Here is a 15,142-nt window from a genome sequence, read left to right as displayed (position 1 = left end):
GTGTCATGCCCGCTCCGCGCGATGTTGACGCACACGGACCCGACTTCGTCCGCTGGGAGGGGCGGGGCGGGGCGGGGCAGGGCGGGGCGTCGTTCGGCGGTGAGGCGCGAGGCCGTACCGATGCGGGTACGGGTGCGGGTGTGCGTACGGGTGCGGGCGTCGGGCGGCGGGGCGGTGCGGGTGTGGTGGCCGGTGCCGCGGTCAGCGGGCGGTGTCGCGGGAGAGGCGGCCCGCTATCCTGCGGGCGTCCAGGGCGAGTTCGCGGAGCATGCCGCTGATCGGGTTGGTGAAGCCGGTGAAGTACAGCCCGGGTGCCTGCTCGGGGGAGCGGGCGCCGTGGACCGTCGGGCGGCCCCGGCCGTCCAGTACGCCGAGGTGGCCGACCAGCCCCTCCAGGCCCCGCCGGTAGCCGGTCGCCGCGATCACCGCGTCCGGGGTGATCCGCTCGCCGCCGGCCAGCACCACCGCGTCCCCGTCGAACGACTCGACGGCCGCCACCGGCACCACCAGGCCCCGCCGCACCGCGTCGATCAGCCCCACGTCCTGCACCGGGATGGCCCCGTCCTTGACCCGCGAGTACAGCCCCGTGTCCGGGCGCGGCAGCCCGTGCGCGGCGAGGTCCGGCACGGAGATCCGGCCCATCAGCCGCGCGGCCCGGTCCACCAGCCGTACCGGCAGCCTGCGTACGAGTACGGCGGTCGACTGCGCGGGCCAGCCCGCCGTGGAACGGCGCACGATGTGCGGCGCGGTGCGCACCGCGATCCGTACCCGCCCGGCCCCGCCCTCGACGAGGTCGACGGCGATCTCCGCCCCCGTGTTGCCGATGCCGACGACCAGGACGTCCCTGCCCGCGTACGGGGCGGCGTTGCGGTACTGCGCGGCGTGCACCAGATCGCCGCCGAAGCCGTCGAGGCCGGGCCACTGCGGGATGCGCGGGGTGTGGTTGAAGCCGGTGGCGACGACGACGGCCCGGCCGGTCAGCACCCGCCCGCCGGTCGCGGTCAGCTGCCAGTCCCGGCCGTCCGGGGCGCGGTCGACACGGGACACCTCGACGCCCGTCACCACCTCCAGCTCGTGGTGCTCCGCGTACTTGTCCAGGTAGCGCACCATGTCGTCGCGGGAGACCCAGCGCCCGAACCGGCGTGGCATCGCGAGCCCCGGCAGCGCGGAGCGGCGCCGTGTGGTGTGGAGGTGCAGCCGGTCGTAGTGGCCCCGCCAGGAGGCCCCGACCCGGCCGGACTTCTCCAGGACGACCGCCCGTACGCCCAGTTCGCGCAGCGACGCCGCGACGGCGAGACCGCCCGGGCCGCCGCCGATGACGTAGACGGGGCGGTCCTCGGTGAGGCCGGTCCGGTCCGAGCGGGAGCTGTCGGCGGTACGTGCGCTGTCGGGCATGGTCCGGAGCGTAATCGCGCACGTTGTTGATGGGTCTCGGTCAAGACCGGAATCGATTGCGAATTGATCACGCGGGTCCGTGAGTTGGCCGTGAGTCGTGCGCGGGTCGTCCGCGAGGTGCCCATGGGTTCGCCGCGTACCCCTGCACGCCTCTTGCGGGGGCCGCCCGTCATCAGGTGAACTGACGTACCGTCAGATTCTTGGAGTGGGAGGCACCGTGCAGACGATCTGGCTCGGCGGAGCCGAGTGGCTCGCCGTCCTGCGGATAGGGCTCGGGCTGTGGTGGCTGGAGAGCTGGCGGCACAAGGACAAGAAGGGCTGGTTCGAGCGCGGTACGGGCATCGCCTGGGCCGCGGGCGTCGCGGAGAAGCACCGGTGGGCGGCCGTGCGCACCGGCTTCGGCCGGATCGTCGCCCCCCGTCCCAGGGCGATGGCCTACGTCGTCGTCTACGCCGAACTGGCCCTGGGTCTCGGCCTGGTGTTCGGCCTCCTCACCCCGGTGGCGCTGGTCGCGGGGCTCCTGCTCAACCTTCTCTACCTCGTGCTGATGATCCACGACTGGGCCGAGCAGGGGCAGAACGCGATGATGGCGCTGATCTCGCTGGTCGCGCTGTTCGCGATGGCCTGGCAGACCTGGTCCCTCGACGCGCAGATCGGACTCTTCACGTGACCTCCGCCGCCGTACGCTTCGACCTGCCCGAGCCCGACGCCTTCACCCGCCCGTACTGGGACGCCGCCGACGACGGGCGCCTGCTGCTGCGCCGCTGCCGCTCCTGCGGGCGCGCCCATCACTACCCGCGCGAGTTCTGCCCGCACTGCTGGAGCGAGGACGTCGACTGGGAAACGGCGAGCGGGGACGCCACGCTCTACACCTGGTCCGTCGTCCACCGCAACGACCTGCCGCCGTTCGGCGCCCGCGTCCCGTACGTCGCCGCTGTGGTCGATCTGGCCGAAGGGCCGCGGATGATGACGGAGATCGTGGAGTGCGAGGAGTCCGCGCTCGCCGTCGGCATGGCGCTGCGGGTGGCCTTCCGGCAGGAGGAGGGGGCGCAGGCCGTCGCGGTCTTCCGCCCCGTCCTCCGCCCAGGCAGCTGACCAGGGAACCGACCCGGGAACCGGCCCGGACGGCTCAGGACTCGATGCCGCGCAGCTTGCGGCGCTCGACGAAGTTCGGGTGGCGTACGTACACCCCGCCCATGCCGCTGGAGCCCGTCATGCGCAGGACCGGGGCACCGGGGGTCCGCTCGGACGTGGTCCGGTCCTTGAGTGCGCCGAGACCCTGGTCGACCCGGTCGCTGTCGACGGTCCAGCCCTCGGGGACCACGATGCGTACGCCGCCCATCTCGCCGCGTACCTCCAGCGCGATCTCGCGCAGCCGGCACTCGGCGCGGGTGAAGTCGATCCGCACGCCGCCCATGCCGCCCTGGGCGCGGATCACCGGGGGCACCTTCCAGGCGCCCGCGCGCTTCACGCCGTGCAGGCCGCCCTTGAGGACCAGCGGTTCGCCCATGGCCACCTCGATGGGGACCAGGTCCTCGGTGAGGGGCGCCAGTTCGGCGTAGGTCTTGGCGGCGAGCGCCTGCCCGAGCCGGGTGTCCAGTTCGTCCAGATCGATACGGCCCTCGGCGGCCGCCTCCCGCAACTGCTCGACGACCGCCTCACGATCGGCGTCCGAGGCTCGCATACGGGCGGCGGAACGGGGCGGCTCAGCAGTCATGGCAGTGATCATACGGTCGTACGAGCCCCGGATCCCAGGGGTGGACACCCCCCGGGCCGCTCCGGTCACAGGCCCGGGGCGCCCCAGACCGGGAACCAGCGGGCCAGGTCCTGTTCCATCCGGAGATCGTCCGCGAGCACGGCCCGTACCTGCAGCTCCAGCTGGTTGTCCCGCTTCTCGGCGCCGCCCGGCACCGGGGCGAACGGGTAGAACGTGCCGCGCTTGTAGAGGTAGACCAGGGCCAGCGGGCGGTCCCGCTCGTCGCGGAAGCCGATCAGCGAGCAGAGCAGCTGCGGGCCGAAGCCGCCGTCCTGGAGCAGGGTGTTGACCGCGTGCAGGTCGTTGACCAGGGTCGCGGTGTCGTCGGCGGGGTGGCGGGAGAGCAGCCAGGTGTACCCGTAGCCGTCCCGGTGGAACTCCACGGGGATGCCGCCGCGTGCGGTGTCGGCGTCGAGCAGTTCGCGTACGTCCCCCTGGAGCCGGGCGAAGGCACCGCCCTCGACGCCCGCGAAGCAGACGGAGCCGAGGCCGGTCGGTGTGAAGCCCGCGCCCGCCTGCAGGGTGAGGGCGGCGGAGGGGACGGCGAAGAGCGCGTCGAGATCGGGCCGGACCGGTTTGCTCCGGCCCAGGATCGCGTCGAGGAACCCCATGGACGTCACCTCCGGATGGTGTGGGCGGGGCCGCGGGAACGCGGGGGTTCGGGAACTCCGGGCGCTCATGGGCGGTGTCGCGGACGGTGTCGTGGGCGGTGTCGAGGACGGCTTCACGGGCGGGCGAGCTCGGCGGAGATGCGGGCCAGCTGGTCGAGGCGCTGTTCCAGGGTCGGGTGCGAGGAGAGCAGCCGGCTCAGGCTCTCCTTGGACGAGAACGCGGGAACGAAGTAGAAGGCGTTGTACGGCTCCGCCTTCCGCAGGTCCTCCGTCGGGATGCGGGCCATCTGGCCGCTCACCTTGGTGAGGGCGGAGGCGAGCGCGGAGGGGCGGCCGGTGAGCAGGGCGGCGGCCCGGTCGGCGGAGAGCTCGCGGTAGCGCGAGAGCAGCCGGGTCAGCAGGAAGCTCAGGCAGTACACGGCCGCGCTGATCAACGGGATCAGCATGATCGCGATGCCCACGGGGTCGTTGCTCCGGCTGTTGCGGGAGAGCCCGCCCCACAACGCGACCCGGGTGATGACCCCGGCGAGCACACCGAGGAAGGAGGCGATCGTCATGACGGCGACGTCGCGGTGCGCCACGTGCGACATCTCGTGCGCGAGCACCCCCTCCAGTTCGCCGGGCTCCAGTCTGCGCAGCAGCCCGGTGGTGGCGCAGACGAGCGCCGTCTTCTCGCTGCGACCGGTCGCGAAGGCATTCGGTACGTCGCTCTGCGCGATGGCCACGCGCGGTTTCGGCATATCCGCAAGAGCGCAGATCCGGTCGATCGCGCCGTGCAGCTCCGGTGCCTGCTCCGGGGTGACCTCACGGGCCCCCATGCTGAACGCCGCGATGCGGTCGCTGAACCAGAACTGGGCGACGAACATGCCGCCGACGAGGATCAGGATGATCGGCCAGGCGCCGCGCAGCACGGCGAGCAGCACCCCGACCAGCACCACGTACAGCAGGCCGATCAGGAACATGGTGCCGACCATGCGGGTGGTCAGGCCGTTGTCCGGGGCGTAACGGGAACGGGCGCGGGTGCGCGTACGGGTTCGGCTCATCGTCGCCTCCGCATTCCATCTTGCTCCTCGCGAGCCGAAAGCGGAGGGGCGAAGGGGGGGGCAAAGGGGAGGGAAGGAGGGGAGCAGGAGGGGAGAGGGGGCGGCGGCGGAGGAAGGGCGGCGGGGCTGCGGGGACGGGTGCCCGGGAAAGCGGCATTCCGTTACGGGTGGCGGGAAAAACGCGGTCGGGCGTGCCCGGCCGGGCACGCCGGCGGACAATGGAGAACACCGAGGACAAATGGCCGAACATCACCTGGACCCATTAGGTGCCTGAGGCATCTAGTGGGCGGAGATCGGTAGGACACCCCCCTCTCAATGCGAGGTCCGCCATGGCAGACGCCGAGACCGTCTCCTTCCCGCAGAACCGCACCTGCCCCTACCACCCGCCCGCCGGCTACCGCGACACACGACAGGGGCGGCATCCGGTGGCCCCCGCCCGGCTCTTCGACGGCCGTACGGTGTGGCTGGTCACCGGGCACGCCGAGGCGCGCGCGCTCCTGGCGGACCAGCGGCTCTCGTCCAACCGGGAGAATCCGGAGTTCCCGTTCTTCGCCGAGCGGCTGGCCGCGACCGCGCTGCGACGCGTCGAACTGCTCGGGGTCGACGACCCGGAGCACAACACCCAGCGGCGGATGCTGATCCCGCGCTTCACGGTCCGGCGGACGGCAGCGCTCCGGCCGCGCATCCAGGAGATCGTGGACGGCCTGCTCGACGCGATGGTCACGAAGGGCCCGCCCGCCGACCTGGTCGACGCGTTCGCCCTGCCCGTACCGTCCATGGTCATCTGCGCGCTGCTCGGGGTGCCCTACGAGGACCACCTGTTCTTCGAGGCGCAGTCCCGCAAGCTGCTGCGCGGCCCGGCGTCCTCGGACGTCGAGGCGGCACGGGAGGCGCTCGACGCGTACTTCCGCGAGCTGATCGCACGGAAGCGGGCCGCCCCCGGGGACGGGCTCCTCGACGAGCTCATCGCCGACCAGCTGGAGACCGGGACCCTCGACGGGGAGCAGCTGGTGCGGCTGGCGGAGATCCTGCTCGTCGCCGGGCACGAGACGACCGCGAACATGATCTCGCTCGGCACCTTCACCCTGCTCCGCCACCCCGACCAGCTGGCCCGGCTGCGCACCTCGAAGGACCTGGTGCCCTCGGCGGTCGAGGAGCTGCTCCGCTTCCTGTCGATCGCGGACGGGATCTCGCGGGTGGCCGTGCAGGACATCGAGGTGGCCGGGGTGACGATCCGGGCGGGGGACGGGGTCATCCTGAGCACCTCCACGAGCAACCGGGACGAGTCCGTCTACCCGTCGCCCGACGAGCTGGACCTCGGCCGGAACGCGCGCAACCACGTCGCGTTCGGCTTCGGCATCCACCAGTGCCTGGGCCAGAACCTGGCACGGGCCGAGATGGAGATCGCGCTGCCCGCGCTCTTCGACCGGCTCCCCGGACTGCGGCTCGCGGTGCCCGCCGAGGAGGTCCCCTTCAAACCCGGCGACACCATCCAGGGCCTGTTCGAACTGCCCGTGACCTGGTGACCGGCCGGCCGGGCCCCGGGCGGCACGTACGGCGACGGCACGGCAACGGCACGGCGTTGGCACAGCGACGGCACAGTGATCGGAACGTGGTGATCGACATGCGACCGGAAGGATCTGCCGGAATGCGGATCAGTATCGACAAGGGCCGGTGCATCGGCGCGGGCCAGTGCGCGCTGACCGCGCCGAAGGTCTTCACCCAGGACGACGACGGGTTCAGTGAACTGCTGCCCGGCTACGAGGACGCCCTGGACGGAGCCACGGTGCGGGAGGCCGTCCGGGTCTGCCCGGTGCAGGCGATCAGCATCGACTGACCGGCGTCCCGTGACCGGCCCGCCGCGTCGTGGGCTCCCGGGGCGACGCGCCCTACGGCCAGAGGAGGTCCCGCTCCCACGCGGCGCCCCGCCGCCGGTACCGCAGTCGTACGTGCCGGCGGCGGGCGTCGCCCTGGAAGAACTCGACCTCCCGGGCCTCGACCACGTACCGCGTCCAGCTCGCGACCTCCGCGTCCGGCTCGGCGCCGGCGCGCTCCCAGGCCGCGGCGGACGCCCGGTCCAGCTCCTCCGGCGAGCCCAGCACCTCGCTCTGCGCCCCGGTGAGCGCCGCCGCGAGCGCCCCCGTGGACCGGGCGCGCAGATCGGCCCGGCTCTCGGCGGGCGGGCACGCGGTGACCGGGCCCCGTACCCGTACCTGCCTGCCCTGCGCCGGCCAGTAGAAGCCGAGCGCCGCGTACGGGCGGGCGGCGAGCTGGCGGCCCTTCGCGCTGGTGCGGTGGGTGGCGAAGTGCCAGCCGCGCTCGTCGGCGTCGTGCAGCATCACCGTCCGTACGTCGGGCCGGCCCTCCGCGTCCGTGGTGGCCAGCGACATCGTCTGCGGCTCGGGCTGCCCGGCGGCCACCGCCCCGGCGAACCAGTGGTGGAAGAGCGGCAGCGGTTCCGGCGGCGCGGCGGCCGGGTCGAAGGAGGGCAGCTCCACGTCCCAGACGCGCTGGGCGTGCAGCAGGTCCAGGAAACTCCGGTGGGCGTCGTGGGCGTCTCGCGCGCCGGGTGCGTCGGTCGTCATGCCCCCATTGCAGCGCATCGCGGGGGCGGGGCACCGTCACCCCCGCCCCAGAACCACCGTCCCCGAGGAGCAGAACCAGCCGCCCGTCCCCGAGGCCACCGCCAGCTCCGGAAGCCCGCCGTCCGCCCGGCGCACCTGGCGTTCGCCCGCCTCGCCGCGCAGTTGGCGCACCGCCTCCACCAGCAGGAACAGCCCGCGCATCCCGGGGTGGCAGGCGGACAGGCCGCCGCCGTCGGTGTTGACCGGCAGCTCGCCCCGCAGCCCCGTCCGGCCCTTCTCCACGAACGGGCCGCCCTCGCCCTTCGCGCAGAACCCCAGATCCTCCAGCGTCACCAGGGTCATGTACGTGAACGCGTCGTAGATCTCGGCGAGATCGATGTCCGAGGGCCGCACCCCGGCCCGTTCGAAGGCCAGCCGGCCCGAGACCGCCGCGGGGGAGACCGTGAAGTCCTCCCACTCGGACATGGCGGAGTGCGAGACGTGCTCGCCCGTGCCGAGGATCCACACCGGGTCCGTGGCGGCGTCCGGTACGTACTCCTCGGCGGCCAGCAGCACCGCGCAGCCGCCGTCGCTGCGGATGCAGCAGTGCAGCTTGGTGAACGGGTCCGCGATCATCGGCCCCGACAGCACCTCGTCCACCGTGATCGGCTCGCGGAACATCGCGTCCGGGTTGGCCGCCGCGTTCGCCCGCGCCCGCACCGCGACCTCGGCGAGCTGCTCCAGTGTCGTCCCGTACTCGTGCATGTGGCGGCGGGCGGCCATCGCGTACTTGGCGATCAGCGAGTGACCGTACGGCACCTCGAACTGGAGCGGGCCGCGCGCACCGAAGGAGAGGTTCGACGTCCGCCGCCCCGCCTTGATGTCCGCCCGCGCCGTCGACCCGTACACCAGCAGTACGGCGTTGGCGCGCCCCGCCGCGATGGCGTCCGCCGCGTGGCCCGCCATCACCTCCCAGGTCGAGCCGCCGACCGAGGTGGAGTCCACCCAGGTCGGCTTCAGGCCCAGGTACTCGGCGACCTCGACCGGGGCGAGCGTGCCCAGTCCGGCGGAGGCGAAGCCGTCGACGACGGACCGGTCCAGCCCCGAATCGGCCAGCGCCCGGCGGGCGGCCTGGGCGTGCAGGGCGTACGGCGTGGCCGTGTCGACGCGCCCGCAGTCGGCGAGGGATATGCCGACGACAGCGACCTTGCGGTGGGAAGAAGGCATGAATCTGACGGTACATCAGATCGCGCGGATGGGGAGGGGGTCCGTCGCCGCCACGCCCGCCGCGCGCGACTCTGGGCATCTCGGGGATCGGCACCTAATATGACGCACCGTCAGATGAGGGGCCGCGGGCCCCTCGGCGGAAGGAGCCCGACGATGGATGCCGCCTTCACCGCGGAACAGGACGGGATACGCCGCGCCCTGCGCGAACTGCCGGCCGTGCGCCCCGCACCCGACGACGACGTCGGCGACGACACCGGGGCCGGCGCCGACGGCTACGACCCGGGGCTGTGGCGACGGCTCGCCCGTGGCCCCGGGCTGCCCGGCCTCGCCCTGCCGACGGAGTACGGCGGTGCGGGCCGCGGGCCCACCGCTCTCGCCGTCGCCTGCGAGGAGACCGGCCGGATCCTGCTGCCCTCACCCCTGATCGCCACCGCCGTGCTCGCCGCGCCCCTGATCGCCGCGCTCGGCACCGATGCCCAGCGCGCGGAACTGCTGCCGCGCATCGCGTCCGGCGAGCTGACCGCGACCCTGGCCGTCCCCGGCGGATCGCTCGCCACCGCCCTCGGCCTCACCGGCGACCCGGCCGACGCCACCTGGTCGGGCGGCGGCCGGGCGGGCGGCATCCAGGCCGGACCCACCCCCGACGCCGGGCCCGGCAGCGGCCCGGAGCGCTGGCGGCTGTACGGGGAGGCCGACCGGGTCCTCGACGGGCACACCGCCGACGTGCTCCTGGTCGCGGCCCACACCGGCGGCTTCCCGCGCAGCCGTACGCTCCTCTTCCTGGTCCGGCCGGACCGGGCGGCCGGACTCGTCCGTGCCCCCCGCACCCCGCTGGACCGGACCCGCCCGCAGGCCCGGCTGGAACTCCGCGACACCGGGGCCGAACTCCTCGGCGCGGACGCCGCCACCGACGTGACCGGCGCCCTCGCCGCGGCCGGGCAACCGGCCGCCGCGCTGCTCGCCGCGGAGGCGGTGGGCGCGGCGGCGGGCGCCCTGGAACGGACGCTCGGCCACCTCAGGGGCGCGGGCGCCCGGCCCGGAACGGCGGGCGGGCACACCGCCGACGCGCTCCGGGACGCCGAACACCGTCTGGCCGACCTGTACGTACGGGTGCAGGAGGCCCGCTCCGCGGCGTACTGCGCGGCCTGGAACCCGGCCGCCGCCGCGGGGCTCGCCCTGGCCCAGGCCCTGGAGGCACTGCGGACCACCGCCGCCGAGGCCGTGCAGCTGCCCGGCGGGGGCGGCCCCGGCCGGGAGCGCGAGGCGCGGCTGTACTTCGGGCGGGCGGCCGCCGCCGAGCTGCTCTTCGGTCCCGTGCACCGGCTCCGGGACCACGCGGCGCGCCGTGCCGGGCTGCTCGCGCAGGGGCCGCCGGGGGCGGGGGGACCGGGTGCGGCGACGGGGCCGGGTGCGGCCGAGCGGGTGGGGGCGGTCTGATGGCGCCCGGTGTCCGGCTCGTCCAGAAGGTCTCCGCGACCCGTACGTTCGCGAGGATCGCCCCGCACGTGGTGCCCGCCATGGACCGTGCGGTGCACCGGATCACCCGGGGCCGGGTGCTGCTGAGTTCGCGGATGCTGCCGGGGCTGGTGCTGACGGTGCCGGGGGCGCGGAGCGGGCTGCCGAGGACCACCCCGCTGGCCTGCATGCCCTGCGCGCCGGAGGGCGGCGGCGGGGAGCGGAGCTGGATTCTGGTGGGCAGCAACTTCGGCCGTACCGGGCACCCGGCCTGGACGGCGAACCTGCTGGCCGGTCCCGACCGCGCGGTGGTCAACTGGCAGGGCCAGGACATTCCGGTGCACGCCACGCTGCTGAAGGGGGCGGAACGGGAGGAGGCGTGGCGGGCGGCGCTGAAGTTCTGGCCGCCGTACGCGGCGTACCAGGCGAGGATCGACCGGGAGATCCGGCTCTTCCGGCTGCGCGAACGCGGCGGCGCCTGAGCGCGGAGTCTCCTGAACGCGGAGTCTCCTGAGCGTGGAGGCATCCCGGGCGCGGGCGCTTCTGGCCGGGACGGCTCCGGAATGGGGCGGCTCCTGAACGGGACGGGCCCTGAACGGGACGGCCCCGAACGGGCCGGCTCTCGAACGGCCCCGGGTGCACCGACGGCGGACCACATGCGTGGCCCGCCGTCGGTGTGACAGGACCTGGAGTGCCGCCCGGGTCGGCCGCGCGCTCCCCGGCGGGGAGGGGGCCGTCGGCGCCGGGCCTACTTCGCGGGCTTCCTTCCCGTGATGCCCAGATGCACCAACAGGGCGAGGTTCGGCTTGAGTTCGGCCTGCTTCACGCCCCAGGTGGTGAACCCCTTCTGGTGCGAGGCGACGGCGGCCAGCATCGCGACCAGCGAACCGGCCATCGCGGCGGCGCTGACCTCCTTGTCGACCCTGCCCTTGGCCTGGAGCTCCTTGACCGAATCGGTGAGGGAGTTGGTGACCGAGTTCAGGATCTTCATACGGATCTTGTAGAACCGCTTGTCACCCTCGGCCGCGCCGAGGTCGACCACGCGCAGGATCGCGTCATGGCGCCGCCAGAAGTCGAGGAAGCCGTCGACGAGGTCCTCGGCCGTCTGCCGGCCGGCCTTGCCCGCCCAGGAGCGCCCGGCGACCAGTTCGGTCAACGCGGCACCCTCCTTGGCCATTTCCTCGGCGATTTCGAGGACGGCGCCCTCGACGTCGGGGAAGTACTGGTAGAACGTCGCGGGTGAAGTCCCCGCCTTCCGGGCCACGTCGATGACTTTGACGTCCCGGTACGGCGAGGAGCTGAGCATCTCGCTGAGGCAGTCGAGCAGCTTCTGCCGCGTCGCCTGCCCGCGCCGACCGGCCACGCGGCCGTCGACGGTGCGCACTTGTCCTGTCATGCCGTCAGCTTACCGAGGGGGGATCGGAGCGCGATTCGGCCGACTGCAAATGGGGTTCGCCGCAGATGTGGTGGGGGGAGTGGCCGGATTTCGACGTATGCGCACCACGGAGCGATAAGTCTTATCAACAGCCTGTGGATAACTTCCGTGGATAACTTTCCGTGACGGCGCCGACGAGAATCCCTTCCGCCGGAGTTGTGTCGAATGGGTGTTCGATACGAGGTGTCCGGTGCGCGCGGTGCGCGAGCTGCGGCTACGTTGACTGTGACGAGCGTCACCCATGGCGTGCCGTGTGCCGTGTGCCCTGTGCCGTGTGCTCCGCGCCCGCACTCCGCGCCCCATGCCTCGCGCACCACCGAGAACCACGGAAGGACCCGGACCCATGGCCGCATTCGCACCATCCGTGCCGTGCTGGGTGGATGCGCAGCTTCCCGACCTGGAGGCGGGGAAGCGCTTCTACGGCGAGCTGTTCGGGTGGACCTTCCGGGCGGGCGAGGGCCCGTACGCGGACGCCTACGGCGGCGGGCGGCTCGTGGCGGCGCTCACCGCCAAGCAGGACGGCCGGATGCCGACCGGCTGGGAGGTCTACTTCGCCACCGACGACATCATGGCCGACGCCGCCCGGATCAGGGCGGCGGGCGGACAGATGATCACCGAGCCCGTCCGGGCCGGACGGGCCGGGCTGCTCGCCCAGGCGGCCGACCCCGGCGGGGCGGTCTTCGGGCTCTGGCAGGCCGGTGAACGCGCGGGCTTCGAAAAGCGGAACGAACCCGGCTCCTTCTGCTGGACCGAGGTCTACACCCGCCACAAGGAGGCGGTGGACGCCTTCTACGAGGAGGTCTTCGGCTACCGGGGCACGGATATGGACGACCCCGGAACGGCCGAATCCGGTCTCGACTTCCGCATGTGGTCCCCGGCGGGCACCGAGCCCGGCCCGGACACCGCGATCGGCGGCCGCAGCGTCATCACCGACGCCCTGCCCGCGGAGATGCCCAGCTACTTCCTCACCTATTTCGCCGTCGAGGACTGCAACAGCGTGGCCGGGCACGCGGTCCGCCTCGGCGGCCGGATCTCCGCACCGCCCTTCGACATCCCGTACGGACGGATGGCGGTCCTCCAGGACGACCAAGGAGCCGTTTTCGCCGTACTTCAGCCCCCTCTGTCCGGGAAGGGTGCAGAGTGAGCTGTGACACCCCGATCCGCACCCGGGTTCGCAACCACGGCCTCAGCCAGGAAGAATCGGGGTGCGCACCGCCGGGTGGTGCCCAGTGGTGAGACGCCGTACAGGGCGGGTTTTCGCGGGCTTCTGTTGCTGAGGTCCGTACGGGGAGGTGGCAGGGCAAGTGGTGGAGCAGCTGACGCAGCACGACCCGAGGCGGATCGGCCCGTTCGAGGTGCTGGGCCGGCTCGGTGCCGGCGGCATGGGGCTGGTCTATCTCGCCCGCTCGGCTTCGGGCCGGCGGGTGGCGATCAAGACGGTCCGTACGGAGCTCGCCGAGGACCAGCTGTTCCGGGTCCGCTTCACACGAGAGGTGGAGGCCGCCCGCGCCGTCAGCGGTTTCTACACGGCCGCGGTGGTGGACGCCGATCCGCGCGCCGCCGTGCCGTGGCTGGCCACCGCCTACGTACCGGCGCCCTCGCTCGAGGAGATAGTGACCGAGTGCGGGCCGATGCCCGCCCAGGCGGTCCGCTGGCTGGCCGCCGGGATCGCCGAGGCCCTCCAGTCGATCCACGGCGCGGGGCTGGTCCACCGCGACATGAAGCCGTCGAACGTGCTCGTCGTCGAGGACGGCCCCCGGGTGATCGACTTCGGGATCGCCTCCGGCGTCTCCAACACCCGGCTGACCATGACCAACGTCGCCGTCGGCACCCCCGCGTACATGTCGCCCGAGCAGGCCAGGGACTCGCGCAGCGTCACCGGCGCCAGCGACATCTTCTCGCTCGGCTCCACGCTCGTCTTCGCCGCCACCGGCCATGCCCCGTACCACGGCGGAAACCCGGTCGAGACGGTCTTCATGCTGCTGCGCGAGGGCCCCGACCTGGAGGGTCTGCCCGAGGAGCTGCGGCCGCTCATCGAGTCCTGCATGCAGATGGACGCCGGGATGCGGCCCACCCCCGCCGATCTCCAGGCCCAGCTCGCCCCGCACCTCTTCGCCTCCGGCGGCGACGACAGCGGTACGGCCTCGGCGTGGCTGCCGGGCTCCGCCACGGCGATGATCGAGCAGCGCCGCGGCGGCCGGAAGCCCGTCCCTCCCGCGGCCCCCGTCCCCGTCCCGCCGCCGCCCCAGGAGCCGCCGCGCCCCGATCCGCGCCCCTCCGTCGCCGTTCAGGCGCACCGTCCCGACGCGGGCGGCCCCGTCCGGCTGCCCGGTGCGAAGGTGCCGATCGGCCCCGGCCCGCGCGCCCAGGACGTCCGGGCCGCCGCCCCCGCGCAGGCGGGCCCCGCGACCGGCTGGGTGCGCCCGCCCGCCGGGGTGACGGCCACGGCCCCACCCGCCGCCCCCGCCCCCGTACCGGCCCCCGGGTATCCGGTCGAGCCGCCGCCGGGCCCGGACCGCTGGCGGCCCTGGCGGTTCCGGATGTCCAACGACGTCTGGGGCACCCCGGTCGTCGCCGGTGACCTCCTCTACGTCACGTCCTTCGAGGTGCACGCCCTGGACGTCGGCAACGGGCGGCGCCAGTTCAAGACCCGGGACGTGGCCTGGGTGATGGCCGTCGAGGGCGGCCGTATCCACGCCTCCGACGGGCCCTCGCTCTACGCCCTGGACGCGGCGACCGGCGCCGAGCGCTGGCGGCTCCAGACGGACGCCTGGGTCTACTCCCTCAAGGCCGACCGGGGCACCGTCGTCACCGCCACCCGCGGCGGCGGCGTCCAGGCCTGGGAGGCCGCCACCGGCGAGAAACTGTGGGAGACCACCGGCGCACAGACCGACTTCGAGACCGCCGAGGCCGGACCGGTGATCCACGACGGCACGGTCTTCCTCTGGCAGAACGCCAGACTGCGCGCCGTCGACGCCCGTACCGGCATCGAGCGCTGGTCGTACCCCATCGGCGACGCCGCCTCCTGCGGCGGTGTGCCGGTCCGGCTGACCCCGGCGCCGGACGGCTTCGTCTACGTCGCCGCGGGGGCCCGGGTCCTCGCCGTGGACACCGTGTCCGGGCATGTCCGCTGGCACTTCGAGTCGCCCGCGGTCTTCCTCTCGCCGCCCGCGTTCGCCCCCGGCCCGGCCGTCACCGGCGGTGGCGTCTACCTCGCCGACTACCTGGGCACGGTGTACGCGATCGACGCCTCGAACGGCAAGGACCGCTGGCGCATCGCCACCGAGGCCCGCCAGTCGATCGAGCCGGTCCTGGTGGCCGCCGGGAACATCCACGTCGGCAGCGGCAGCGCGCTGTACACCCTCGACGCGGTCACCGGCACCCCGAAGTGGCGGTTCGCGGCGGGCGGCGAGGTCGTCGGCTCCCCGGTCGTCGCCGACGGCCGGGTCCACTTCGGCTCCGCCGACCACGTCCTGTACACCCTGGACGCGGTGGGCGGTCAGCTCCGCTGGAAACTGGCGACGGGCGGCGAGATCACGGGCTCGCCGGTGGCGCAGGGCGGCGTCGTGTACGCGTGCAGCAAGGACCGCTGCGTGTACGCGCTGGACGCGTTGAAGGGCACGGGCACGGGGAACCGGGCCAGGGCGTAGGACCCT

The 15,142-nt window shown here is 73.5% G+C and carries 15 protein-coding genes; 8 read left to right on the top strand and 7 right to left on the bottom strand.

Translation table 11 applies throughout. The features are described from left to right. Nucleotides 1–201: 201 nt before the first annotated feature. Nucleotides 202–1,395: a flavin-containing monooxygenase gene (locus ACFCV8_RS06735; RefSeq protein ID WP_376684175.1), complete on the bottom strand. Its 1,194-nt coding sequence runs from the start codon at nt 1,393–1,395 to the stop codon at nt 202–204. Nucleotides 1,396–1,612: 217 nt separating this feature from the next. Between ACFCV8_RS06735 and ACFCV8_RS06730 the strand changes: the two genes are divergently transcribed. Together ACFCV8_RS06730 and ACFCV8_RS06725 are read left to right on the top strand one after the other, a co-directional pair. Continuing rightward, nucleotides 1,613–2,065 carry a DoxX family protein gene (locus ACFCV8_RS06730; protein ID WP_376684174.1) on the top strand — a complete coding sequence of 151 codons (453 nt, stop codon included), beginning with the start codon at nt 1,613–1,615 and terminating at the stop codon, nt 2,063–2,065. Continuing rightward, nucleotides 2,062–2,490 carry a Zn-ribbon domain-containing OB-fold protein gene (locus tag ACFCV8_RS06725; protein WP_376684173.1) on the top strand — a complete coding sequence of 143 codons (429 nt, stop codon included), beginning with the start codon at nt 2,062–2,064 and terminating at the stop codon, nt 2,488–2,490. Before ACFCV8_RS06730 ends, ACFCV8_RS06725 begins: the two co-directional genes overlap by 4 nt. A gap of 34 nt (nt 2,491–2,524) precedes the next feature. Here the strand turns inward: ACFCV8_RS06725 and ACFCV8_RS06720 are convergent, their stop codons facing one another. The 3 genes from ACFCV8_RS06720 to htpX all read right to left on the bottom strand — a co-directional run bounded on the left by ACFCV8_RS06720 (nt 2,525) and on the right by htpX (nt 4,805). Beyond that, nucleotides 2,525–3,112 (bottom strand): DUF1707 domain-containing protein, encoded by a 588-nt coding sequence (locus tag ACFCV8_RS06720; protein ID WP_376684172.1) that lies wholly within the window; start codon nt 3,110–3,112, stop codon nt 2,525–2,527. A gap of 65 nt (nt 3,113–3,177) precedes the next feature. Further along, on the bottom strand, nt 3,178–3,762 hold the full coding sequence (locus ACFCV8_RS06715; RefSeq protein ID WP_376684207.1) for a hypothetical protein: 585 nt from the start codon (nt 3,760–3,762) through the stop codon (nt 3,178–3,180). 113 nt (nt 3,763–3,875) lie between these two features. Continuing rightward, complete coding sequence (htpX, locus tag ACFCV8_RS06710) at nt 3,876–4,805, bottom strand: zinc metalloprotease HtpX (RefSeq protein ID WP_376684171.1); 930 nt, start codon at nt 4,803–4,805, stop codon at nt 3,876–3,878. Between the two features lie 329 nt (nt 4,806–5,134). Here htpX and ACFCV8_RS06705 point away from each other — a divergent pair, with 329 nt between their 5' ends. Further along, entirely contained in the window at nt 5,135–6,331 is a 1,197-nt protein-coding gene (locus ACFCV8_RS06705; protein WP_376684170.1) for a cytochrome P450, read from the top strand. A gap of 122 nt (nt 6,332–6,453) precedes the next feature. After that, entirely contained in the window at nt 6,454–6,642 is a 189-nt protein-coding gene (locus ACFCV8_RS06700; protein WP_376684169.1) for a ferredoxin, read from the top strand. Between the two features lie 52 nt (nt 6,643–6,694). Here the strand turns inward: ACFCV8_RS06700 and ACFCV8_RS06695 are convergent, their stop codons facing one another. Next, nucleotides 6,695–7,390 carry a pyridoxal 5'-phosphate synthase gene (locus tag ACFCV8_RS06695; RefSeq protein WP_376684168.1) on the bottom strand — a complete coding sequence of 232 codons (696 nt, stop codon included), beginning with the start codon at nt 7,388–7,390 and terminating at the stop codon, nt 6,695–6,697. A gap of 36 nt (nt 7,391–7,426) precedes the next feature. Continuing rightward, nucleotides 7,427–8,596 (bottom strand): acetyl-CoA acetyltransferase, encoded by a 1,170-nt coding sequence (locus tag ACFCV8_RS06690; RefSeq protein WP_376684167.1) that lies wholly within the window; start codon nt 8,594–8,596, stop codon nt 7,427–7,429. 153 nt (nt 8,597–8,749) lie between these two features. Between ACFCV8_RS06690 and ACFCV8_RS06685 the strand changes: the two genes are divergently transcribed. After that, entirely contained in the window at nt 8,750–10,033 is a 1,284-nt protein-coding gene (locus ACFCV8_RS06685; protein WP_376684166.1) for an acyl-CoA dehydrogenase family protein, read from the top strand. Beyond that, nucleotides 10,033–10,533 carry a nitroreductase family deazaflavin-dependent oxidoreductase gene (locus tag ACFCV8_RS06680; RefSeq protein WP_376684165.1) on the top strand — a complete coding sequence of 167 codons (501 nt, stop codon included), beginning with the start codon at nt 10,033–10,035 and terminating at the stop codon, nt 10,531–10,533. The genes ACFCV8_RS06685 and ACFCV8_RS06680 overlap by 1 nt, the downstream gene beginning before the upstream one ends. Nucleotides 10,534–10,799: 266 nt before the next feature. On the opposite strand, the gene ACFCV8_RS06675 is transcribed toward ACFCV8_RS06680, so the two are convergent. Beyond that, nucleotides 10,800–11,447 carry a TetR family transcriptional regulator gene (locus tag ACFCV8_RS06675; protein WP_376684164.1) on the bottom strand — a complete coding sequence of 216 codons (648 nt, stop codon included), beginning with the start codon at nt 11,445–11,447 and terminating at the stop codon, nt 10,800–10,802. Between the two features lie 382 nt (nt 11,448–11,829). Between ACFCV8_RS06675 and ACFCV8_RS06670 the strand changes: the two genes are divergently transcribed. Both ACFCV8_RS06670 and ACFCV8_RS06665 read left to right on the top strand, forming a co-directional pair. Beyond that, a complete protein-coding gene (locus ACFCV8_RS06670) occupies nt 11,830–12,630 on the top strand; it encodes a VOC family protein (RefSeq protein WP_376684163.1) in 801 nt (266 codons plus the stop codon). A 163-nt stretch (nt 12,631–12,793) separates the two neighbouring features. Then, entirely contained in the window at nt 12,794–15,136 is a 2,343-nt protein-coding gene (locus ACFCV8_RS06665) for a PQQ-binding-like beta-propeller repeat protein (protein WP_376684206.1), read from the top strand. Nucleotides 15,137–15,142 lie beyond the last annotated feature (6 nt).

This window comes from Streptomyces sp. NPDC056347, from assembly GCF_042262625.1.
GTDB lineage: Bacteria > Actinomycetota > Actinomycetes > Streptomycetales > Streptomycetaceae > Streptomyces.
The sequence above is the reverse complement of the archived record's forward strand: the minus strand, read 5'-3'. Positions and strand labels throughout refer to the sequence as shown.

Bases quoted from the DNA above. Each gene is read 5' to 3' on its own strand.
- ACFCV8_RS06735 (WP_376684175.1), bottom strand. From the start codon at position 1,395: ATGCCCGACAGCGCACGTACCGCCGACAGCTCCCGCTCGGACCGGACC.
- ACFCV8_RS06720 (WP_376684172.1), bottom strand. From the start codon at position 3,112: ATGACTGCTGAGCCGCCCCGTTCCGCCGCCCGTATGCGAGCCTCGGAC.
- ACFCV8_RS06715 (WP_376684207.1), bottom strand. From the start codon at position 3,762: ATGGGGTTCCTCGACGCGATCCTGGGCCGGAGCAAACCGGTCCGGCCC.
- htpX (WP_376684171.1), bottom strand. From the start codon at position 4,805: ATGAGCCGAACCCGTACGCGCACCCGCGCCCGTTCCCGTTACGCCCCG.
- ACFCV8_RS06705 (WP_376684170.1), top strand. From the start codon at position 5,135: ATGGCAGACGCCGAGACCGTCTCCTTCCCGCAGAACCGCACCTGCCCC.
- ACFCV8_RS06700 (WP_376684169.1), top strand. From the start codon at position 6,454: ATGCGGATCAGTATCGACAAGGGCCGGTGCATCGGCGCGGGCCAGTGC.
- ACFCV8_RS06695 (WP_376684168.1), bottom strand. From the start codon at position 7,390: ATGACGACCGACGCACCCGGCGCGCGAGACGCCCACGACGCCCACCGG.
- ACFCV8_RS06690 (WP_376684167.1), bottom strand. From the start codon at position 8,596: ATGCCTTCTTCCCACCGCAAGGTCGCTGTCGTCGGCATATCCCTCGCC.
- ACFCV8_RS06685 (WP_376684166.1), top strand. From the start codon at position 8,750: ATGGATGCCGCCTTCACCGCGGAACAGGACGGGATACGCCGCGCCCTG.
- ACFCV8_RS06680 (WP_376684165.1), top strand. From the start codon at position 10,033: ATGGCGCCCGGTGTCCGGCTCGTCCAGAAGGTCTCCGCGACCCGTACG.
- ACFCV8_RS06675 (WP_376684164.1), bottom strand. From the start codon at position 11,447: ATGACAGGACAAGTGCGCACCGTCGACGGCCGCGTGGCCGGTCGGCGC.
- ACFCV8_RS06670 (WP_376684163.1), top strand. From the start codon at position 11,830: ATGGCCGCATTCGCACCATCCGTGCCGTGCTGGGTGGATGCGCAGCTT.